The sequence below is a fragment of the Clostridioides sp. ES-W-0018-02 genome (assembly GCF_020658175.1).
Taxonomy (GTDB): domain Bacteria; phylum Bacillota; class Clostridia; order Peptostreptococcales; family Peptostreptococcaceae; genus Clostridioides.
This window is the reverse complement of the sequence record NZ_JACVVY010000003.1, coordinates 109,466-130,437: the sequence shown is the minus strand read 5'-3', so window position 1 is coordinate 130,437 and position 20,972 is coordinate 109,466. Positions and strand designations below refer to the sequence as shown.

Here is a 20,972-nt window from a genome sequence, read left to right as displayed (position 1 = left end):
TATATACTAAATGTTGGGTATTATATAATAATTATTTCATGCGGTATTTTTTTATTTATCTAACAAAAAAGAGTTTATCTTTTTTGGATAGAACCTTGTATAAAAAAATGCTACCTTCTTTGTAGAGGGTAACATTCCTAAAATTTTGGTTCAATATAAGTCCGATGAGTGGTATTTTTTCACCAACAACTAGCATACTAAATTTACAGAAAACCTTACAACTTACTTCAAAGAAAAAATAAATATGAGATGTACGATTCTATTTTTAATGTTAGAAATAACTTTTCTAAAGCTGATACATCTACACATATGAAGACATATTAGTTATTATATTTAACATCTCAGGAGTTTTTCAATGACAAAGTCCTTGTTGCCAATTTTTAATCCAAATATACATGCCATTTACAATGTATATCACCTATTACTTCACTTATACGTTTATACGTTTCATATATATAAGTTTATTCCACATTGGCATAATTTTAAAATTTACTTTGATTGTTTTCTAAAAAATATTCACTTAGTATATCATAAAAAGGTATTGATTATTTATCCAATACCTTTTTCTCAGATTTTAATGGTGGAGATGATAGAAATCAATAATATCCACGATTATATTTTGACATAAATTATAATATACCTTCAGACTTATAAACTTCTAAATTTTTCATTATATAACTTAGTGTACAAAATTCCTTATCTATTCTTTCTCCAATTAACGTCAATCCATCTATTAATTGCTTTTCTTTAAAGTTTTCTAAAAGTATCATTATACTTATATAATTAATGCCACCATCTTTAGTATCTAAAGTTCTTGATTTTTTAACATACTTATTTCCCATTGCAAATTTTATTGCATTTTCTAATTTTTCACTCATCTCTATAACAGGCATTACTTTAAATACTTTTATTTGAGGTGAGTTTATATCAAAGTTTTTAGCTTTAGTTATGTCTGTATTTAAAAATATTACGTTTTTAAATTTAGTACCAGAAAAATCTACTTCTTCTAAATTAACTCCTTCAAATATAGTATTTTCAAATTTTGCATTTTTAAATTTACTTCTTTTTAGGTTTGCCCCTATTATTTCTGCTGATTTGAACGTACACCCATAAAAGTTACAAGACTTAAAGTGAGCTCCTCTTAAACTTGTAAAATTAAAGTTTGAATTTGAAAAATCAGTGTTATAACAGTTACTTCTTTTTAAGTCTTGATACATAAAGTTTTTGTCCATTTTTTTTGCTTTATTGTATTTTAATCCTGTCTCTATCTTTTGCGTATTATTCATTCTTCCTCCATAATTTAAAAGTGTATATACTTATAAGTATATACACTTGATAATAATTATTCCTAATATTAACACATAACCTCAGCCATAACAACCTTATTATATATTACTGATAATAATAAAATGCTGTATTTTTTATATAATATAATTAAATTAAACTTAGGAGATTTGTAAAATGAATTATGAATTTAACAATAAAGATACTTCTAGTAACTATGCATGGAATAATGCTATGATTTTATATAAAATACAAGAAATTTTAGAAGACAAAAACATAGATGATTTAGAATTTACTAAAGGAAATCAAAAACATTTAGAGGCTCAATTAGGAAAAAGTATTTCTTCAGAATCTATATCATGAGCAGATTCTCCACTTTCCCATTTTGCTACTGATTGTCTATATATATTAAACTTTTCAGCTAAATCCTCTTGTGTGTACTGGTGAATTTTTCTTAGTCTTTTCAAATTTTACAGTAATCAAATTCTTTACCAATGAATATAAAAAATATTAATGTGTTATAATTTTTTTAACTAATAAATTACTTTATTAAAGCAAAAATATTCAGTATTAAAACAAAAAAATAGTTAGGGAGATATAATTAATTATGATTTTATATTTTAGTGGTACTGGCAATAGCAGATATGTAGCTCGTAAAATTGCACAAGAATTAAGTGATGAAATGATATCACTAAATCAACTTATAAAAGAAGAAAAAACAGATGACTTGGTATCAACAAATAAACCATTCATATTCGTATGCCCCACTTATGCATGGAGATTGCCTCTAGTAGTTACAGATTTCATAAAAAAAAACAAAATTTTTAGGAAATAATAGAGTTTACTTTGTAATGACTTGTGGAGCAGATACAGCAAAAGCTGTAAATTATATTCAAAGTCTCTGTAAATACAAAGAGTGGCAACTAAAAGGCATGGCAGAAATTAAAATGCCAGAAAATTATATAGCTTTATTTTCTGTAACAGACAAAGAAACATCAAAACAAATGATTAAAGAAGCAGATAAACAAATATATAAAATTATCTCTTATATACGTAATGAAAATGAATTTGAAACTATTACCCCTAGTGGCTTAGGTGGTACAATTAAAAGTGGTATAATAAATACAGTTTTTTATAAGATAATTATTAATGCCAAAGGATTTTACTATACAGATAAATGTATTGGTTGTGGAAAATGTGTAGAATTATGTCCTTTAAATAATATTAATTTAAAAAATCAAAAGCCAGATTGGGGGAATAACTGTACTCATTGTATGGCATGCATTTGTGGTTGCCCTGCTGAAGCCATTGAGTATAAAAATAGTACTCAAAATAAGGAAAGATACTATTTGGAATAATATACTTTTGACATTTAAACCATCATAAAATGGGCTGTTGCGCTAAAAAAGAGTGCTACGCCCTTTTTTGCATAAAAAAATAAATCCCAAGTTCAAAAGAGCTTGGGATTTATGTATAATAATTGTATGTTAAAACAAAATAATATATAAATTGATTATACTACTACTTATGGTGATAATTATCAATTTAAATTACCACTAAATATTGATTACATAATCCCAAAAGATGATTCTGTAAGGTTATTAAGTCAAATTATTGAGGAGATGAATTTAGAAAAATTATATAAGACTTATTCTCGAATTAGAGAAAATAGAGTAACCCCAAGATAACCTTTTGAAGATTATAATATATGCAAATATGAACTGTATCTATTCTTCTAGGGAAATAGAAAAAGCATGTAAAAGAGATATTAACTTTATCTAAATGATTTTCTAATCCAAATTTTTTGGCTATCGAAAATACCTTACCTTCAATTTCTTTACTTTTCTTTTTCCCTAATGCCAGAGGAAGTGCTATATTATTCATGAGTGTCATATTATCTAATAAGTTATAGTCTTGAAATATAAATCCTATTTTCTCTTTTCTTAATTTTGATAGTTCATTATTTTTTACTTTAGATATGTTAATTCCATCAATTATTATTTCTCCTGAGGTTTGTCAAGTGTAGACTTTAGATTAAGTAATGTTGTTTTACCTGCACCTGATGAACCCATTATTGCTATAAAATCACCTTCATTAACTGTAAGAGATATACTTTTTAGTACATTTGTCTTAAATCCTTTTATACCATAATCTTTTGATATATTCTTTATTTTTAATATTTCTTTCATAATTAATAACCTCCATTTGTTCATTTCTTAATTCTGAAAATATCATTTACTTATTAAATAATCATCATATATATGTATTTTATTTTTATATTCAATACTTCTAAATGCCTTACTTATATTATATATTTTATTAGTCTCCGTCATTTTAGATTTAAAATATAATTTTTAGCATCCTCAAAATTATCAAATAGCCTAAAATTATTTGATTTATTTAACTCTAACACTAGTTCTGAAAATCTTTTATTTATCCTATTTTTATCATCAACAATTGCAGCAACTTGTATCCTATAATTTATAAATTTTTGTATTGTAATACCTGCCAAACCTGTCTTTAAATTAAAAAAATCATCTGTAAGTGAATTCTTACTAAACATCAAATAATCTGTACCATGTTCCATACACAGTGATATAATATCCATGATTTCTTCTTCATTACTAAATTTGCTATCTACAAAAATATATTTTTTATCCTTTTGTTCTCTTATATCGTAATTCATTTTAATTCCTCATTTCTACTTTAAATATTTTCTATTAATAAAGATATAGAGCTTAACATTTCCTCAATAAACTTTATATCTCCCCATAACATAACCCTAAGCCTATTTTCATTTTCAGCATACTTCAAATTAATGGTAGAACCACTTGATATTGAAGTTGGATTATTTGTAAGTGCCAAAAGCAAATTTGATAAACGTGAATATTCATTATTAGATATATTATTTATCTCAACTACTGTAGATACATTAACTTTTGGGATGCTCGCTAAGTTTTCAGATGCATTTAACCTAAATTCTATACCCTTATCTTCATTTTCACTCTTTACATCCATAAAACTATTTAAATCCTCTTGTGATACTCTCCACTGCTTACCGACTTTATTAGCTTTTAATTTCCCATCTTTTATAAACTTTCTTATTGTTTTATGATGCATTTCTAAAATATTCGCAACTTGGTCTATTGTATAAAACTTTTCCTCCATAACTACACTTACCTTTCATTTGATAATAATAATATATTAGTTTAAGAATATCAAAAAGTCAAATTTATTTTGTATTTTATTGCTATTTATTATATTTTATTGCTTTTTAATGCTCTATTGAAATTATTATAATCTTTGTATAGAGGTTCAAATCAAATTTTAAAAGGACAAATAAATCTTATAAAAAACTTCAAAACTTACATAAAAAAGTAACTCAAAATCATTTAAAATCATTTTGAGTTACTTTTTTACAATTTTTCTATAATTTTTAATGCTAAAGATAAATCTCTAAAATAATATCCAGCAACATTTAATTGTTATTTAATAATTGATATTTTCAAGCTTTAATACCTTTTTTATACTGTTATCATCTTTAAAATTTGTTGTTCTTTTACAGTCTTTTACTTTAAACTCAGGAATAGTTTTAAATTCTTCATCGCATATTCCGTCTTTGTTTAAATACATACAACTTGACATTCTAACTATTAAACCACTATTTTTTAACTCAAACAACACAGGGTCTATTCCTCCACCATCACCTCCAGTAGTTTCTCCTACTAAAGTTGCAAACTTAGTCTCTTTACAAAACATAGAAAACGACTCTGATGATGAATATACTTTTTCATCTACAAGTAAGTATATATTACCTTTAAATTCCAAATCATTATTAGTATTTATGGTATAAGAAGTTTTTTCAAAATCACTAAAATTTTTTAAAGTTTCCTTTGGTGCATTTTTCTTTACACCTACTGGTAGGTTTTCTATAGGCTCTAACTTTATATTTCTTGCATTGGTGTATTTTTTAACTATTTTATTATTATTTCTATAGAGTCTATAACCCTCTATTTTTATATCATTTTTTATAAGTTTAGAAACAATTCCTTTCCAATACCTATCACTTCCGCCTGAATTTCCTCTTATATCAATAATTAGAGTTTGATATTTTTCTAAAGTATTAACATAATCTCCTATCATTTTTAAATCCTTATCCATTGACCCATTTTGTGGTGACATTGATGGTAAATACATGTATCCAACCTTACCTTTAATTATATCTTCTAAAATCAGTTCTTTTTTTACAAAAATATCATTTGGTATTTTTATTTTAGTATTTATAGAATTATATCTATCTACAACTTTTTTGTCATTAAGAAAGTCATACCAATTATTATTAGAGTATGATTTTTTAAAAAGTTCATATCTGTTTTTATTATCTATTAACTCAGTATGTTTATTGTTTAATTCTGATAATATAGAGGATACTTCTTCTATAAACTCTTCATCACTTTCAGTATTTTTAATTCTTTTTATATATTTGTCCTTATTTTCTAACCAGTCAATATGATTAAGTCTCTTATTTACATCCAAGTAAGGATACCCTGTTTTTATAACATTATATACATATTTAAAGTCATCTATCTTTTCTTCCTCAGATAGTTGCTTCTTTTGGGAATAAGTATTATTACTTAGTAAAATTATAGATATACAAATAATTCCTAAAAACAATATTTTCTTTTTCATACAATTTTCATCAACTCTCCAAGTTTATATTTTAATAGCCTATATTATTATAACTATTCTACACTAATACTTATATCTTATTATAATTTATATTTCCACAAATATACTTAAAATTCGTCTTCTTATGATTTTATAAAAAGCCTCTAAATATATAAATATACTTGAATATGGCTACTCTAAAGTAAAATTACTATTTAAATAATTTTCTTTTATATCTAAGTGCATATATTATTTTACAAAACTATCATAAATATTATAATTAATTTTTAACTGCAACCATACATACTGTAATCTTATTTGATATAGAATTTTCTATATTTTCTTTTAACAAGTCAATTATTTTTTATACAACCATTACTATTTTTAAGTTTAATTTATTACTAATGATAATATTAAGTTTTTATATCCTATTTTTTATATAATCCTTTTTTATTTTCTACTATTAATATTACATAGTTTTATATTTCATTATAGATAATAGTATTTGTAAAAATATATGAATTATTTCAAATTTAACCCTTATTAAAAATAAATTATTTTACTGTTTTAGGGCATACTTACTATTAATAAAATTAGCATAAAACTTTAGGATAGGAGAAACACATATGATATTTTTCATTGTAGGATTTATTGCATCTATTGTAGGAGCAATTTCTGGACTTGGTGGAGGAATTATTATAAAACCAGTGCTAGATGCAGTAACTACACTAGATGCTTCAGTTATAAGTTTTTTATCAACTTGTGCTGTATTTACTATGTCTTGTTCAGCTGTTATTAAACATATTAGATATAAAACTAAATTTGAAAAACCAACAACTATATTGCTTGGAAGTGGAGCAATTTTAGGAGGTTTAATTGGTACTGAAATATTTGAATTTATAGTTGAATTTATTAACAAAGATAAACTTGTAAAAATAATTCAGAATGGACTTCTTTTTACTTTATTAATATCTATATTAATATACATAAATCTACCTAATAAAAAACAATTCCATATAAAGAATCGTATATTTATAATTTTACTTGGATATACTTTAGGAATGATTTCATCTTTTTTAGGAATAGGTGGTGGTCCTATAAACATAACAGCCCTGACGTTGTTTTTCTCGATGGATTTAAAGAACGCATCTGTTAACTCAATAATACTGATACTATTCTCTCAAGCTTCAAAAATAATAACTCTATTAATTTCAAACTCTATACCTTTAGGTCTTGATATATCAATATTATTATGCATAATGCTTGCTGCAGTTTTAGGAGGGTTGTTAGGTACTGCTATTAATAAAAAAATAAGTAAGGCAAAATTAATCATTGCTTATAATGCTGTTATGTTGTTTGTAATAATAACATGTTCATGGAACATAGTAAGGTTATTTTAAAGGAGGAATTCTCAATGAATAAGAATGATTTACTTAAAATAGTTAAAAATACTTATATATATGGATATCCAATAGTAGGTATGTATGAATTGCTATATACACAGATTATGAATCCCCAAACTAAATTAACAAATTTTAATGAATTTGCTCATACTGCCACTGTAGCATCACCACAAACATCGTTTATACCAGCACCAAACAATGATACTACATACTCAACAGCTTGGCTTGACTTACGTAAAGAACCTGTAATAATAGAAGTACCTAACACTTGATAGATGCTATTTGTGGTAAATGGTTACCTCCTGTTGTTACTAGAGTAAACTAATAAAATTTTTAATATTTAAAAGGAGTTATGTCTATGAGTAATTTCGCTTATACTGAAAAATCGAAGTTTGTTAATCCTAGATTGACAGAACATTCTAAAACAATGGAACAAAAAATTTATAAAACAGGTGAAAATGTATATAGTGCTGTTGGATTTGGATTATCTTATCCAGTTATGATTGAAGGGACTGATGGCATTATAATCATAGACCCAGCTGAAACTATAGAAATGATGGAAGAAATAATGAAGGGCTTTCGTAAAATCACTGATAAACCAGTCAAAGCAGTAATAGTTTCTCATAATCATGGTGACCATTGGGGCGGTATGAGTGTCTGTGTAAGTCAAGAGCAAAGCCAAAATAAAGAAGTTTTAGTTATTGTCGATGAAACATTTATAAAACATTTCTCTCAAGCTAGTGGGGAACTACTAGATATTAGAATGGGAAGAGCTGTTTGGATGTATGGTTCTATACTTCCCAAAGGAGAACATGGCTATGTTAACTTAGGTTGTGGACCTGTTTTATCTAAAGGTTCTAATAAATTTATTACACCAAACACATTTGTATCTGTTGAAAATGGATTGAAAATTACTATATCAGGTGTTGATTTAGAGTTATTCCACTGTGAGGCTGAAACTGAAGATGCTGTATGTGTATTTTTACCTAAAGAAAAGATAATGTTTGTTGGAGATGCTGTTCAAGGCGAAATATTTCCTAACATATATACTGTTAGAGGTACTGTTCGCGATGCTAAGAAATGGTATGCAGGAATTGATAAAATTCGTAATTATCAACCACATTATTTAGTTGGAACTCATATGAGACCACTACATGGTAAAGATGAATGTACTTCTCTTCTAACAGACTATAGAGATGCTATACAGTATACTCATGACCAAACAGTTAGACTTATAAATATGGGATATACTCCTGATTATGCAATAAATGAATTAGGACAACTTCCCCCGCATCTATTTCAAAGAGAACGTTTAGGTGAATTTTATGGAACTTTTAAACAAGGCATTAAAGGTGTTTATGACCAATATATAGGCTGGTTTAATGGTGAAGCAAGTAAATTAAATCCTATTTATCCTAAAGATGCAGCTAAAAAATATATAAAAATTATGGGTGGTCGTGAAGTAATATTAACTGAAGCTAAAAAGGCTATCGATGACAAAGATTATGAATGGGCTGCAGAAATATTAAACTATCCTATCCGTATAAATAATAACGATATGGAAGCTAGAAGCCTTAAGGCATCTGCTGTTCGTATGCTTGGATATCAAACAGAGAATGCCACTTGGCGTAATTGGTATCTAACTAGTGCAATGGCATTAGATGGAACTTTTGAACAGATAGTAAAACAAGGTGGAGCCAATGCAGGATTCCCTCCTTTTTCAAATTCATTTATAGGTCTAACATCCAAAGCTATGTTTGAATCTTTCAAAGTTAAGCTAAATGGTCCTAAAAGTTCTGCTGTTCATATGACACTACTAGCATGTGTAACTGATACTAATGAAGTGTTTAATTTAGAGTTACGTAGAGGAATTATTGAAATACATGGTCAAGATAGTGATATAGAAGCTGATGTTTCAATTGATGCGTCCAAAGAAATATGGGCAAAGCTAATAACAAAAGAAGTTAATATTATTGAAGCTATTGAAAATGGTCTAGCAAAATGTAATGAACCACAAAAATCCCAAGATTATTTGGACTTATTTGATGAATTTACTCCATTTGTAGATATGCCATTCTGGTTACAATAATTTTAAAGTGCCTATTTTGGATTTATTATTCAAATATAGGCACTTTGTTGTAATTTAAATTAATTTTTTAGTATCTTTAGCCTCTTACTTTGCATCTTTAGTCTTCCACTTTAAAATAAAAGCTAGAGAATACTCCCTAGTTTTTATTTAATCAGTTAAGATTCATAACTATACAACTACTTGTTGCAAATTGTATCAACTTCATATATATACCTATTAAGTATGTTTTCTAACATTTCTTGTCTTCCAGACTTATTCTTTATAGTTGACATTTGTAGTGCATAAGTTTCTAATTCCTTAAATCCAACCTTACCTTCTATTATGTCTTTACCTATACCTTCACTAAAACTTACATATCTATCTTTAGTAAAGTTTTCAAATACTTCATCCTCTAATAATTTATGAGCTATTAATAATCCTTTTGCAAATGTATCCATTCCTGCAATATAAGCTAAAAATAAATCTTCTACTTCAAAAGATGCTCTTCTTACTTTAGAGTCAAAGTTAAATCCACCTGGTGCTATTCCACCTTGCTTTAACACTTCATACATTGCAAGTGTTGCATCATATATATTTGTTGGGAATTGGTCTGTATCCCATCCTAATAATAAATCTCCTTGATTTGCATCAACACTTCCTAAAACATTGTTTATTCTAGCTATATTTAACTCATGTTGGAAAGTATGACCTGCAAGTGTTGCATGGTTTGCTTCTATATTCATTTTGAAGTATTTATCTAAATTGTACTTTCTTAAGAATCCTAAAACTGTAGCAGTATCAAAGTCATATTGATGTTTAGTAGGCTCCTTTGGCTTAGGTTCTATTAAGAATAGTCCAGTAAATCCAATTTCTTTAGCATAATCTACAGCCATTTTTAGAAATCTTGCAAAGTTATCCATTTCAAGTTCTGTATTAGTATTAAGTAAAGTTTCATAACCTTCTCTTCCACCCCAGAATACAAAGTTTTCTCCACCTAAATACTTAGTAACTTCCATAGCCTTTTTCACTTGAGCCGCTGCATAAGCGTAAACATCAGCATTACAAGTTGTAGATGCCCCATGAACAAATCTTGGATTACCAAACATATTAGCAGTTCCCCATAACAATTTTATACCTGTCTCTTTCATTTTAAGTTTTATGTACTCAACTATTTCATCTAATATTTTATTTGTTTCAGCTAAATCTTTTCCTTCTGGAGCTATATCTCTATCATGGAAACAGAAATACTCAATTCCCATCTTAGTCATAAATTCAAATCCTGCATCAACTTTAAACTTTGCTATTTCCATTGGATTTGTCATGTTATTCCAAGGTCTATCTACTGTACCTACTCCAAATGGGTCATTACTTTCTCCACATAAAGTATGCCAGTAACTCATTGCAAACCTTAAGTGCTCTTTCATAGTCTTATCTCCTACTACTTGTTCAGGATTGTAGTATCTAAATGCTAACTCATTTTCAGAATTTATTCCTTCAAATTTTACTTGTCCTATTCCTTTAAATATTTCACTCATTTTATATCCTCCCAATGTTTTACACATATGATGTATGTAATATTTTTTATTAGTTTAAACCTGTTTTAATTATTTATCTTTAAAATTAACTGCTTCATCTAACATCTTAAAATCATCTTTTAAAGACTTGTATAATTTTTTGTACAATTTGTGATATCTCTTGTACATGTCCACATTTTCATTTATTGCTTCTAACTTAGTTGAAGTTTTTATTATGACATTGCAAGCTTGTTGTATATTTTCATATATTCCTGACCCTACTAGTGCAAGAATTGCAACTCCCAATGCTGGACCTTCACTTGAGTTTATAGTATATACATCTTGATTAAACATATCTGCCTGCATCTGTCTCCAGACTTTACTTTTACCTCCTCCTCCAGAGGCTCTTACTTCATTAACATCTATATTAAGGCTTTGTATTATATCCATACAATCTTTTAAACTGTATGAAACACCCTCCATAATTGCTCTTGCCATTTCTTTTTTAGAGTGCATTGGAGATAATCCAAAGAACACTCCTCTAGCATAAGGGTCAAGATGAGGAGTCCTCTCTCCCATCATATATGGTAAGTAAAGTAATCCATTACATCCTGATGATACCTGACTTACTTGCCCATTTATAATTTCATATACATCTTTCTCTAAAGATTTTGAAATTTCTATTTCTCTTTGGCAGAAATTATCCTTAAACCATTTTAATGATAATCCTGCCCCTTGAGTAACGCCCATAACATGCCATGTATTTGGTACTGCGTGACAGAAAGTATGAACTCTACCTTCTTTATCAACTTTAGGTTCTTTTGTATATGCAAATACCACCCCTGATGTGCCAATAGTAGATGAAACTACCCCTTCTTCAACTATTCCATTTCCTATAGCTCCTGCTGCTTGGTCTCCAGCTCCACCTACAACTATTGTTCCTTCTTTAAGCCCTGTTAAGTCTGCTACCTCTTTAGTCACATACCCTGTTATTTCTTGAGATTCATAAACTTTACCTAAAAGGTTTTTATCGATATTTAACTTTTCAAGTACTTCATCACTCCAATTTCTTTTACTTATATCAAGTAACTGCATACCACTTGCATCTGATACTTCTGTAGCATACTTTCCTGTCAACTTGTATCTTATATAGTCTTTTGGAAGAAGTATTTTATTAGTATTTTTGTAAATATCAGGTTCGTTATTTCTAACCCATAATATTTTTGATGCTGTAAAGCCTGTAAGTGCTGGATTAGCAGTTATTTCAATTAATCTTTCTTTTCCCACTAAGTCAGTTATCTCTTCACATTCTTTTATTGTACGTTGGTCACACCATATTATGGAGTTTCTTAATGTATTACCTTCTTTATCTAGCATAACTAGACCATGCATCTGTCCTGATAATCCAATTCCTTTTATATATTCACTACTTATATTTGAACTTTGAATTACATGTCTTATAGATTCTACTACAGCTTTCCACCAGTCATTAGCATCCTGTTCTGCCCAGCCTGATTTCTCTTGTATAAGAGGATATTCATATGTACAGCTTTCTATAGTATTTCCTAGTTTATCAAATAAGACAGTTTTCGTACCTGATGTACCAATATCTACACCTAATACATACTCCAATTTAATCCCTCCTTGAGATAGTACTTATAATTATCGTTTTCCTATTCCAATTTTTTTATGTTTAGATATATTTTACTTGCTTTATTTTTGTTAGTATATTAAACTAACTTATGAACTAATAATAAAATATTTAATTATCTTTGTCAATGCAAAATAACCTTTTATTTTTAACTAAAAAGTATTACAATATTATTTTAAGGAGGAATATCAAATTGGTTACTGATAAATACACTATTCGAGAAATGAATGAAAGATTGGTACTTGAACAAATTATAAAAAATGGTCCTATTTCTAGAGCGAGTATCGCCTCTACCATAGGATTAAACAAAGCAACTATATCTGCTATTACCAAAAAACTTATTGATGAATCTCTAGTCCATGAAATAGGAATTGGAAATAGCACTCATAGTGGTGGAAGAAAACCCATACTTTTAGTATTTAATAAATGTGCAGGGATTTCTTTAAGTATGGATATTGGATATGACTATATATTCTCTTCTCTATCTTATTTAGATGGAACTATTATAAAGTCAAAGAATTTGACAGATATACAGATAAATAAAGATAATGTCATACAACTAATAGATGAAGTCATAAATAGTTATAATATATCCAAAATAGATACTCCTTATAATGTAATAGGATTCACTCTGGCTATACATGGAATTACTTGTGAAAATAAAATACTGTTTACTCCATATTATAATCTTAATGAGATTGATTTATATAGTATCCTTAGTGAAAAATACGACTTCCCTATTCATATAGAAAATGAGGCAAATTTAACAGCTTTAGCTGAGAGTACTTTCTCAACGATACATAGTTCATTACTTAGTCTTAGTATTCACAGTGGATTTGGTTCAGGCATTATAATAAACAATAAATTATATAATGGTAGAAATGGTATGAGCGGCGAAATTGGCCATACTATTATCATGCCTAATGGTAAACCCTGTCCTTGTGGAAACCTTGGATGTTTAGAACAATATTGTTCAGAGAAAAAAGTATTTGAGCAACTTTCTTCTTTAGAAAATATCCCTAAGATGGATTCTAATATGGTAAAACAGCTATACTATGCAAATAATCAAAATGCTAAAAAAGTTATTAAGGATTTTTGCAGTTACTTATCAATAGCTATAAATAATGCTATTGCAACCTATGCTCCTGAGATAATCTATTTAAATAGCCAAATAATTAGAGATATACCTGAGATATTACAGATTACAAAAGATATGTTAGTTAGTTCTTTTAACAAAGGTATAAATATAGAAATTTCATCATTAGGGTCTGAGGCATCTCTATATGGTGGTTCTGCTGTAAATATCAAGAGCTTTTTAAATATACAAAATTTAACTTTGATGAACGAAATAAATGATAAAATAACTACACTATAATGAGTAATCTAAAAACTAGCTTAAAAAGCTAGTTACATTTTTTAATACCTAAACGAATTCAAGCCCATTACTTATACTATAATTGTAATGGAACACTGAAAAAGGTAACTACATCTAAATCGACATTTACAACAGATGAATCACTTCATAAATCACTTTATTTAATAACTTCCAGTATTATATATAAGTGAATTCAAAGTTTTAGAACCTGACCTAAAGTATTAAATCGATTAAATATTCATCTTAATGAAATATTAGTTACAATCATTATTAAAGTCAAAAAAATTAAGAATAGCTTTATATAGATGCTATTTTTATAAAGATGGTAATAATCTTAAATAAGGGTTATGACTACACAGCCATAACCCCTTTAAAGTATAAATTCTAAAATTAAATTTATCCTGGAGTTTACACAAGATTATTTATATTCTCTTTCTCAGAAGTTGTACATTAATTAGATATTAATATAAAGTTTCTATTCATCATCAGATAATAAACTCATTATAGGTTCAACTATAGAAATATTGTCTTTACCTATCTTCTCTAACTTTACTGCTAATTCTTTTGCATCTGAAAAAGCTGATTCAATAACCATACCTAAATTTAACCCTGAAATGATTTTAATTCTACTATCAATACTGGCCTCTAATAAAGCAGCATTACATGGCGTTCCACCAATTAAATCCACCATTATAGTTATTTCTGAACTTTCTTTATATACTTCTAAAGCTTTTTTTAGTTTTTTTATTGTTCCTTCAATTCCATCATCCTGTTTCATATTTACAGTAGGATAATCTATAGTATCCCCTATTATCATTTTTGCAGAATTCAAAACTTCTTCAGCCATATTTCCATGACTCATCAAAATAATACTATTCACTTTAATACACCTCTCTAATTTTATAAAATATCTACAAGATAAGTTTTTTTGTCATCAGGTGTCATTATAGTTGTAATTTCAATTCCTTCATCTAGGAGTTTTCTAAATGCTTCCTTCTCTTCTTCTGTAACACTGATATTAGGTTTTAATACTGTTGTATCTTTTCTACTTGACATATTTCCTACATTTATATTATGTATTTTTAATCCTGCCTCCACAAATGGAATAAGGTCAACAGGAGACTTGACAATTAATAATACATTTTGTCCTTCATACTTCCCAGCAGTAATATTTTTTATAGCAGTTTCTTCTGTAATTATAGACGATGCTATTCCTGCAGGTGTAGCCATTCTTAAGACTTGTTTTTGCACAGAATTATTAGCTACTGCATCATTTACTACCATTAATCTTGTAACACCTAATTTATTACTCCACATAGTTGCAACTTGACCATGGATTAAACGGTCATCTATACGAATATTTTTAATGCCTTTCATTTCCATATCTAAATATCACCCTTTCCTTATTTTAAAATACCTAATGCATATAAAATTATTGAAACAACCATTACACCTAAAATTAAGTATATAGGCTTTATGTTCTTTTTAAGAGCACAATACACAACTAAAACTAAAATTGCAGGAACTAATCCAGGCATAATTTGGTCTAATATTTCTTGACCTTTCATTGTAAAGTCGCCTTGTTGAAAGTTCAAAGCAACATTAGCTTTTACTACAGATGGTATCAATGCACCTACCACCATTAAACCTAAAATAGATGTACTCTCAGTTAAGATTTTTAAACTTTTTTCAATTGAAGATATTAGCTTAGTACCTGATGTATACCCAGCATTAAATAGTGGTATACTTAATAATTTTAACGCTACACTCACTGCAATCCATAGCAGGATTCCAAATGGACTTCCATCTATCGCCATATTAGCTGCTATTGCTCCAAAAATTGTCCATGGAATAACAACAAATAAACTATCTCCTAAACCTGCTACTGGCCCCATCAATCCTGTTTTAATTGAGGTAACAGCCTCTTCAGTGTCTTCACTTGATAATTCCTCCATAGCTACATTAATACCCAAAATATAAGGTGCAACCCATGGGTTAGTATTAAAAAATTGTAAATGATTTAATACAGCATTTTTAAGTTTTTCTGGATTATCTTTGTATACTACTTTTAGAAATGGTAGTACTGCATAACAATATGCTAAAGCTTGCATCTTCTCATAATTTGAAGAGACAGAACTAGTGAAAAACCAACGCCATAGAACACTTTTTTTAACTTTTTCATTTGATTTATTTACTGATACATTATCACTCATCTTCATCCATACCTCCTGCCACAGTATAATGTTGTGCTTGATTTTCTACATTCTTTTTGTAAATTATAAGTGCAATCGCTCCTCCAATTAAAGCTACACCTAACAATGGTACTTTCATATATACTGCTAAAACAAAACCAATTACTAAATAACTAAAATACTCCTTAGCAGGAAGGTATCTAAGTAATAATCCTATTCCTACCGCTGGAAGTAATCCTCCAGCTACTGTTAAACCACCTGTTAACCATTCAGGTGTATATTTTAAAATTGTGTTAATTAAAGAAGGTCCAAATATTACAGATAGAGCTACTGGAATACCTGTTGTAGCTGCTGTTAATAATACTCCTAACATTTGCATATATGTTATATTTTTATAATTTCCTTTTCTAGCTCCATCTTCTGCTTTATGAACTAGCCATATACCAATAGTATTTCTAAGAACATCTAACTGTACCATCAATAAAGCAACTGGGATACCTATAGAAATTCCTACAGATGCTTCTTGCTTAGTTGTAATAGTTATAAATGTAGCTACTATACTTGCTGTTTGATAATCAGGTATTGATGCTCCACCAAAGTTACTAATACCTAATGATAATAGTTGTAGTGTACCTCCAATATATAAACCTGTGTTTATATCACCTAGGATAAGACCAGTAATAAAACCTGCTGTTACTGGTTGATATGTACCAAACATTGTTGAATTTTTTTCATAGTTTATAAAAAATCCATACAGTACGATTAATAATAATTGCCATAATTGTGGCTCCATTATGATTTCACCTCTCTCAAAATATTTTTTAGTTCTTCAAAATTATGCTTAGAATTTTGCTTTAAGAAAATAGGAATTTCTTCAAGTGGGCATTCAATTTCATAAGTTTTTCCACCTTCATAACTAACCCCACTAAAGATATTCTCCCATGTATATCCTTTTGGCAAATATACTTTTCTACTTCTATCTTTATAATTCATTATTGGAGCAACCAAAATTTCATCTCCAAACATATATGTATTATCAATCTCCCAAGTTTTATCATCTTCAGGAAATTCATAAAATAGAGTTCTCATAACTGGTGTTCCCTCTTCATGAGCTTCTTTCATTAATTTTTTTAAATAACTTTTTAAACTTTCTCTAATTTTTATAAACCTTGTAAGAATTCTTTCAACCTCTTCACCATAAGACCATATCTCATTAGGAGCTCCAGTAACCATTGAACCTCCACCTTTATTTGATAATGGCTTACTGTGAGGTAGCCTATCTCCATGCATTCTCAAAATTGGTGAAAAAGTAGCATATTGGAACCATCTCACCATAAGTTCTCTAAATTCTGGGTCGTTAGGATTTCCTCCATGGAAACCTCCAATATCTGTCGTCCACCATGGTATACCTGCTAGTCCCATATTTAACCCTGTATTTACTTGATTATTAAAAGCCTCAAAACTAGAATCAATATCACCAGACCATACTAAAGCTCCATACTTTTGAGCTCCTGCCCAAGCTCCTCTTACAAGAGTTACAACTGACTCTGTATCATCATGTAAACCATGATAAATCATTTTTAAATAATCAATAGGATAAATGTTACCACAGCTTAAAACATTTCCTTTTTTATATCTATAATTATCAAAATCATAAACAGAATATCCAGGTTCAGCTACATCTAACCAATAATAATCAATTCCCAGTTGCTTATAATTTTTATCTATTCTATCCCAAACATAGTCCCTTGCATCTCTATTTGTCATGTCTACAAATACTGTATTTCCTTGAATTTGCATTGTCATTCTGACACCACGATTAACATTGACTAAATATCCATTTTCTAAATAATCATTGTAGTTTTCTGCATCACTTTGAACTGTAGGCCATACAGATACTATTGGTTCTACTGAATACTCTTCTTTCAGTTTTTCAACTAACTCCTTAGGATTCTTCCAATAATCTAAGTCAAATTTATATTCACCTTGCTTAGGCCAATGAAAATAGTCGATTGCAATTGACGAAAGTTTAATGCCTCTTTTTGAGTATTCTTTCACAACATCCAAAACTTCCTCTGAAGTTCTATATCTTAATTTACTTTGCCATAGCCCTAATAGATTTTCAGGCATCATAGGTACAGTTCCTGTAACTTGAGAGTAATTTTTACTTAACTCTTTTGGGCTTTCTCCACAAGTAATCCAATAATCTATAAAGTTTGTAGAAAACATCTTCCACTCTGTTATGTTCTTGGCAAAAGATACTCTTCCAATTCCTGGATTATTCCATAAAAATCCATAACCTAAACTAGAAATATAATAAGGAACTGATATTTGAGAATTTCTTTGGGCTAACTCCAAAATGGTATTCTTTAAATCTAGAAATTCATGTTGGTATTGTCCCATCCCAAAAACCTTTTCACAAGGTTTAGACTCAAATCTAGTAGTTACTTCAAATTCTCCATTACAACTTGGTCTATATTCTCTTGATTTCAATTTAAGTGTGGAGTTAAAGTCTTTGGTAATTTCAATGGTTCCTACGTCTTCTCCACCATCATCGTGTTTTACAGCTCTTAATCTAATAAATTCCTTTAACAATATTTCATTTTTATCGTTATAAAATGTAATTCTATCTCTATGGTCTAAGATAGCCTTTACTTTTCCATTTTTAATACTTACACTACCATCTTCACTCTTATCGATTTTAATATCTTCTTTATTCAACTTAGGTTTTTCATTAAGAGCATAATTTTCATCAATAAAATTTTGGTCGACAAATGACCTAATACGTAAAGAATTTTTTCCCCATGCTTCTATTCGCAGTAGTTCATTGTCAAATCTTTTTTCAATATAATCTTCAAATATTCTTACCACAGCCATCCTCCTAAATCGATAATTTAATCTTCCATTTTGATGTACTTTAAAATTAAATAACTCAGTCTAATATCTTAATTTTATATATTAAACATTGCATACAATTTATTTGTACATTAAACTAACTTACTAATAATATACTTTATTTAGTTCTCTTTGTCAATCGTTTTCCAAAATTTGATAGAATTTTCCAATTTAGTTATAGATAACAGCTTTTGTATAACCTAATACTCACAAATAAACAAATCCATTGTTATCCTCGCTGTCATATATAACACTTATTCTTAGTTATAAAAATAAGGAATAGTTTGTCTACTATCCCTCAAAAAAATCTTAATATTCAAATTTATAATATATGTCTTCCCTATAATTCTAATAAATTAAAAACCATACAAATAATAAATACTTCCTATATACTTAAAGTTTATTTTAGAGACTTCATATTATTTATAGTATTTAAAATCTTGATAATGGAATATCTATTATTATTATAAATTTATTTTCATTAACTTTTATTTTTTATTGTTTGGTGGTTTAAGTGGAAGTGGTGCTGATTTATTGGTCGGTTTTTTAGTTCAGTCTGGTCAGAAGATATTTACTGCTGCATTCTTTCCAAGAATCCTTAGCAATATAGTAGACAAGCCTTTATCTTGCTTGTATTATGGTTGTGTATTTTATAAGTAAAATGCCTAAAGGTTTTATATCTCCATATAATAGAAGTACATCTAGTTCTTCTTAATAAGTTGTATATCATATCTAATTTATTAAATATTATGATAAATTTATATACATATATTTGTATAACAATATTTTCTACTTCATTTTTCATTAATTTTAATATTAATGATTCAATTATGCAATATTTGTATTAATTTAATTAAATACAATCTCTTAATATAAATTTAGATTCTAAATCTGTATTAAGTGGTTGTATTTTTATTTATTTCTAATTACCATACATATCCCTCCAAACTGCTCATTTATTCTCTTAAATATATAAAATAAAGTAAGAGGTTTATTATAAACCTCTTACTTTATTTTTATTTATAATTAGATTTTATTAACAGTACTCCACTGCCCCTACTACTTTTCCTACACATCCACAAACTTCCATTCTACTCTTAACAAATTCTTTAACCGAATCTAAACCTTTTTTACCATATTTCTTAGGGTCAATTACCTCAGGGTCAGAATTAAGCACATCCTTAACCCCATTACTATAAGCAATCCTTAACTCTGTTGCATAATTAACCTTACAAATTCCTCTTTTTATAGATTCTTTAATAATCTCATCTGGTATTCCAGACCCACCATGTAACACTAATGGAACTGATACAACCTCTCTAATTTCAGATAATCTATCCAAATCAAGCTTTGGCTCTCCTTTATATAACCCATGTGCTGTGCCTATTGCTACTGCTAAAGATGATACCCCTGTTCTTTCTACAAATTCTTTTGCTTGTAGTGGGTCTGTATATGCTCCACCATCACCACCATCCAAATCGTCTTCCTTACCTCCAACTTTACCTAATTCAGCTTCAACAGGTATATCTGAAGGTGTACATGCATCTACAACAGCTTTAGATACTGATATATTATCTTCGTAACTTTCATGAGAACCATCAATCATAATAGAAGTATATCCAACTCTAAGTGCCTGCATTGCTAGCCCAAAACTTGAACCATGGTCTAAGTGCATAGCAACAGGAATACTTGCCTTTTCTGATGCAACCTTTACATTTGCTAAATAATAATCCAATCCTGCATACTTTATTGTTGAAGGTGTTGTCTGTAGTATTACAGGTGATTTAAGTTCTTCAGCAGCTTCTATTACTGCCATAACCATCTCCATATTTTCAACATTAAATGCTCCTACTGCATAATGCCCTTCTTGTGCATCTAATAATATTTGTTTAGTTGTCACTAATGCCATAATTCATCCTCCT

The 20,972-nt window shown here is 28.4% G+C and carries 22 protein-coding genes; 8 read left to right on the top strand and 14 right to left on the bottom strand.

Annotated features, from left to right (window positions below; translation table 11 throughout):
* Window positions 1-629: 629 nt before the first annotated feature.
* Window positions 630-1,286 carry a pentapeptide repeat-containing protein gene (locus IC219_RS09435; protein ID WP_227830936.1) on the bottom strand — a complete coding sequence of 219 codons (657 nt, stop codon included), beginning with the start codon at window positions 1,284-1,286 and terminating at the stop codon, window positions 630-632.
* Between the two features lie 175 nt (window positions 1,287-1,461).
* Between IC219_RS09435 and IC219_RS09430 the strand changes: the two genes are divergently transcribed.
* A complete protein-coding gene (locus IC219_RS09430) occupies window positions 1,462-1,647 on the top strand; it encodes a hypothetical protein (RefSeq protein ID WP_227830937.1) in 186 nt (61 codons plus the stop codon).
* On the opposite strand, the gene IC219_RS09425 is transcribed toward IC219_RS09430, so the two are convergent.
* On the bottom strand, window positions 1,608-1,751 hold the full coding sequence (locus IC219_RS09425; protein ID WP_413926934.1) for a helix-turn-helix transcriptional regulator: 144 nt from the start codon (window positions 1,749-1,751) through the stop codon (window positions 1,608-1,610). The genes IC219_RS09430 and IC219_RS09425 overlap by 40 nt on opposite strands.
* Window positions 1,752-1,891: 140 nt before the next feature.
* On the opposite strand from IC219_RS09425, the gene IC219_RS21705 reads away from it, so the two are divergent.
* The 3 genes from IC219_RS21705 (at window position 1,892) to IC219_RS22010 (ending at window position 3,066) form a co-directional block, all read left to right on the top strand.
* Window positions 1,892-2,119: an EFR1 family ferrodoxin gene (locus tag IC219_RS21705; protein WP_255612966.1), complete on the top strand. Its 228-nt coding sequence runs from the start codon at window positions 1,892-1,894 to the stop codon at window positions 2,117-2,119.
* 16 nt (window positions 2,120-2,135) lie between these two features.
* Entirely contained in the window at window positions 2,136-2,642 is a 507-nt protein-coding gene (locus IC219_RS09420; RefSeq protein ID WP_255612967.1) for an EFR1 family ferrodoxin, read from the top strand.
* A gap of 358 nt (window positions 2,643-3,000) precedes the next feature.
* Window positions 3,001-3,066, top strand: coding sequence for a hypothetical protein (locus IC219_RS22010; RefSeq protein WP_413926939.1), 66 nt, complete (start codon window positions 3,001-3,003; stop codon window positions 3,064-3,066).
* A gap of 215 nt (window positions 3,067-3,281) precedes the next feature.
* Here IC219_RS22010 and IC219_RS09410 read toward each other — a convergent pair whose 3' ends face one another.
* The 4 genes from IC219_RS09410 to IC219_RS09395 all read right to left on the bottom strand — a co-directional run bounded on the left by IC219_RS09410 (window position 3,282) and on the right by IC219_RS09395 (window position 5,973).
* Window positions 3,282-3,473, bottom strand: coding sequence for an ATP-binding cassette domain-containing protein (locus tag IC219_RS09410; protein ID WP_227830938.1), 192 nt, complete (start codon window positions 3,471-3,473; stop codon window positions 3,282-3,284).
* A gap of 140 nt (window positions 3,474-3,613) precedes the next feature.
* Complete coding sequence (locus IC219_RS09405; protein ID WP_227830939.1) at window positions 3,614-3,970, bottom strand: DUF4180 domain-containing protein; 357 nt, start codon at window positions 3,968-3,970, stop codon at window positions 3,614-3,616.
* 20 nt (window positions 3,971-3,990) lie between these two features.
* Window positions 3,991-4,452, bottom strand: coding sequence for a helix-turn-helix domain-containing protein (locus tag IC219_RS09400; protein ID WP_227481975.1), 462 nt, complete (start codon window positions 4,450-4,452; stop codon window positions 3,991-3,993).
* A 321-nt stretch (window positions 4,453-4,773) separates the two neighbouring features.
* The gene (locus IC219_RS09395; RefSeq protein WP_227830940.1) at window positions 4,774-5,973 is read right to left on the bottom strand and encodes a S41 family peptidase; all 1,200 of its coding nucleotides are present in this window, start codon (window positions 5,971-5,973) and stop codon (window positions 4,774-4,776) included.
* Window positions 5,974-6,578: 605 nt separating this feature from the next.
* Here IC219_RS09395 and IC219_RS09390 point away from each other — a divergent pair.
* The 3 genes from IC219_RS09390 (at window position 6,579) to IC219_RS09380 (ending at window position 9,444) form a co-directional block, all read left to right on the top strand.
* A complete protein-coding gene (locus IC219_RS09390; RefSeq protein WP_227830941.1) occupies window positions 6,579-7,352 on the top strand; it encodes a sulfite exporter TauE/SafE family protein in 774 nt (257 codons plus the stop codon).
* A 14-nt stretch (window positions 7,353-7,366) separates the two neighbouring features.
* On the top strand, window positions 7,367-7,627 hold the full coding sequence (locus IC219_RS09385) for a DUF1254 domain-containing protein (RefSeq protein ID WP_227433877.1): 261 nt from the start codon (window positions 7,367-7,369) through the stop codon (window positions 7,625-7,627).
* An 86-nt stretch (window positions 7,628-7,713) separates the two neighbouring features.
* Window positions 7,714-9,444: an alkyl sulfatase dimerization domain-containing protein gene (locus tag IC219_RS09380; RefSeq protein WP_227830942.1), complete on the top strand. Its 1,731-nt coding sequence runs from the start codon at window positions 7,714-7,716 to the stop codon at window positions 9,442-9,444.
* A gap of 176 nt (window positions 9,445-9,620) precedes the next feature.
* On the opposite strand, the gene xylA is transcribed toward IC219_RS09380, so the two are convergent.
* Together xylA and xylB are read right to left on the bottom strand one after the other, a co-directional pair.
* Window positions 9,621-10,958: a xylose isomerase gene (gene xylA, locus IC219_RS09375; RefSeq protein WP_227830943.1), complete on the bottom strand. Its 1,338-nt coding sequence runs from the start codon at window positions 10,956-10,958 to the stop codon at window positions 9,621-9,623.
* Window positions 10,959-11,027: 69 nt separating this feature from the next.
* Window positions 11,028-12,575: a xylulokinase gene (gene xylB / locus IC219_RS09370; RefSeq protein WP_413926940.1), complete on the bottom strand. Its 1,548-nt coding sequence runs from the start codon at window positions 12,573-12,575 to the stop codon at window positions 11,028-11,030.
* Window positions 12,576-12,781: 206 nt separating this feature from the next.
* Here xylB and IC219_RS09365 point away from each other — a divergent pair, with 206 nt between their 5' ends.
* Entirely contained in the window at window positions 12,782-13,963 is a 1,182-nt protein-coding gene (locus IC219_RS09365) for an ROK family transcriptional regulator (RefSeq protein WP_227481969.1), read from the top strand.
* A gap of 475 nt (window positions 13,964-14,438) precedes the next feature.
* On the opposite strand, the gene IC219_RS09360 is transcribed toward IC219_RS09365, so the two are convergent.
* The 6 genes from IC219_RS09360 to gatY form a co-directional block, all read right to left on the bottom strand.
* The gene (locus IC219_RS09360) at window positions 14,439-14,843 is read right to left on the bottom strand and encodes a PTS sugar transporter subunit IIA (RefSeq protein WP_227830945.1); all 405 of its coding nucleotides are present in this window, start codon (window positions 14,841-14,843) and stop codon (window positions 14,439-14,441) included.
* A 20-nt stretch (window positions 14,844-14,863) separates the two neighbouring features.
* Window positions 14,864-15,346 (bottom strand): PTS sugar transporter subunit IIB, encoded by a 483-nt coding sequence (locus tag IC219_RS09355; RefSeq protein WP_227481967.1) that lies wholly within the window; start codon window positions 15,344-15,346, stop codon window positions 14,864-14,866.
* A gap of 20 nt (window positions 15,347-15,366) precedes the next feature.
* Entirely contained in the window at window positions 15,367-16,182 is an 816-nt protein-coding gene (locus IC219_RS09350; RefSeq protein WP_227830946.1) for a PTS system mannose/fructose/sorbose family transporter subunit IID, read from the bottom strand.
* The gene (locus IC219_RS09345; protein WP_227481965.1) at window positions 16,169-16,948 is read right to left on the bottom strand and encodes a PTS mannose/fructose/sorbose/N-acetylgalactosamine transporter subunit IIC; all 780 of its coding nucleotides are present in this window, start codon (window positions 16,946-16,948) and stop codon (window positions 16,169-16,171) included. The genes IC219_RS09350 and IC219_RS09345 overlap by 14 nt, the downstream gene beginning before the upstream one ends.
* The gene (locus tag IC219_RS09340) at window positions 16,948-19,032 is read right to left on the bottom strand and encodes a TIM-barrel domain-containing protein (RefSeq protein ID WP_255612968.1); all 2,085 of its coding nucleotides are present in this window, start codon (window positions 19,030-19,032) and stop codon (window positions 16,948-16,950) included. Before IC219_RS09340 ends, IC219_RS09345 begins: the two co-directional genes overlap by 1 nt.
* A 1,054-nt stretch (window positions 19,033-20,086) precedes the next feature.
* Window positions 20,087-20,959 carry a tagatose-bisphosphate aldolase subunit GatY gene (gatY, locus tag IC219_RS09335; protein WP_227830947.1) on the bottom strand — a complete coding sequence of 291 codons (873 nt, stop codon included), beginning with the start codon at window positions 20,957-20,959 and terminating at the stop codon, window positions 20,087-20,089.
* Window positions 20,960-20,972: the final 13 nt, after the last annotated feature.

Bases quoted from the DNA above. Each gene is read 5' to 3' on its own strand.
- IC219_RS09435 (WP_227830936.1), bottom strand. From the start codon at position 1,286: ATGAATAATACGCAAAAGATAGAGACAGGATTAAAATACAATAAAGCA.
- IC219_RS09430 (WP_227830937.1), top strand. From the start codon at position 1,462: ATGAATTATGAATTTAACAATAAAGATACTTCTAGTAACTATGCATGG.
- IC219_RS21705 (WP_255612966.1), top strand. From the start codon at position 1,892: ATGATTTTATATTTTAGTGGTACTGGCAATAGCAGATATGTAGCTCGT.
- IC219_RS09420 (WP_255612967.1), top strand. From the start codon at position 2,136: ATGACTTGTGGAGCAGATACAGCAAAAGCTGTAAATTATATTCAAAGT.
- IC219_RS09410 (WP_227830938.1), bottom strand. From the start codon at position 3,473: ATGAAAGAAATATTAAAAATAAAGAATATATCAAAAGATTATGGTATA.
- IC219_RS09405 (WP_227830939.1), bottom strand. From the start codon at position 3,970: ATGAATTACGATATAAGAGAACAAAAGGATAAAAAATATATTTTTGTA.
- IC219_RS09400 (WP_227481975.1), bottom strand. From the start codon at position 4,452: ATGGAGGAAAAGTTTTATACAATAGACCAAGTTGCGAATATTTTAGAA.
- IC219_RS09395 (WP_227830940.1), bottom strand. From the start codon at position 5,973: ATGAAAAAGAAAATATTGTTTTTAGGAATTATTTGTATATCTATAATT.
- IC219_RS09390 (WP_227830941.1), top strand. From the start codon at position 6,579: ATGATATTTTTCATTGTAGGATTTATTGCATCTATTGTAGGAGCAATT.
- IC219_RS09385 (WP_227433877.1), top strand. From the start codon at position 7,367: ATGAATAAGAATGATTTACTTAAAATAGTTAAAAATACTTATATATAT.
- IC219_RS09380 (WP_227830942.1), top strand. From the start codon at position 7,714: ATGAGTAATTTCGCTTATACTGAAAAATCGAAGTTTGTTAATCCTAGA.
- xylA (WP_227830943.1), bottom strand. From the start codon at position 10,958: ATGAGTGAAATATTTAAAGGAATAGGACAAGTAAAATTTGAAGGAATA.
- IC219_RS09355 (WP_227481967.1), bottom strand. From the start codon at position 15,346: ATGGAAATGAAAGGCATTAAAAATATTCGTATAGATGACCGTTTAATC.
- IC219_RS09350 (WP_227830946.1), bottom strand. From the start codon at position 16,182: ATGAAGATGAGTGATAATGTATCAGTAAATAAATCAAATGAAAAAGTT.
- IC219_RS09345 (WP_227481965.1), bottom strand. From the start codon at position 16,948: ATGGAGCCACAATTATGGCAATTATTATTAATCGTACTGTATGGATTT.
- IC219_RS09340 (WP_255612968.1), bottom strand. From the start codon at position 19,032: ATGGCTGTGGTAAGAATATTTGAAGATTATATTGAAAAAAGATTTGAC.
- gatY (WP_227830947.1), bottom strand. From the start codon at position 20,959: ATGGCATTAGTGACAACTAAACAAATATTATTAGATGCACAAGAAGGG.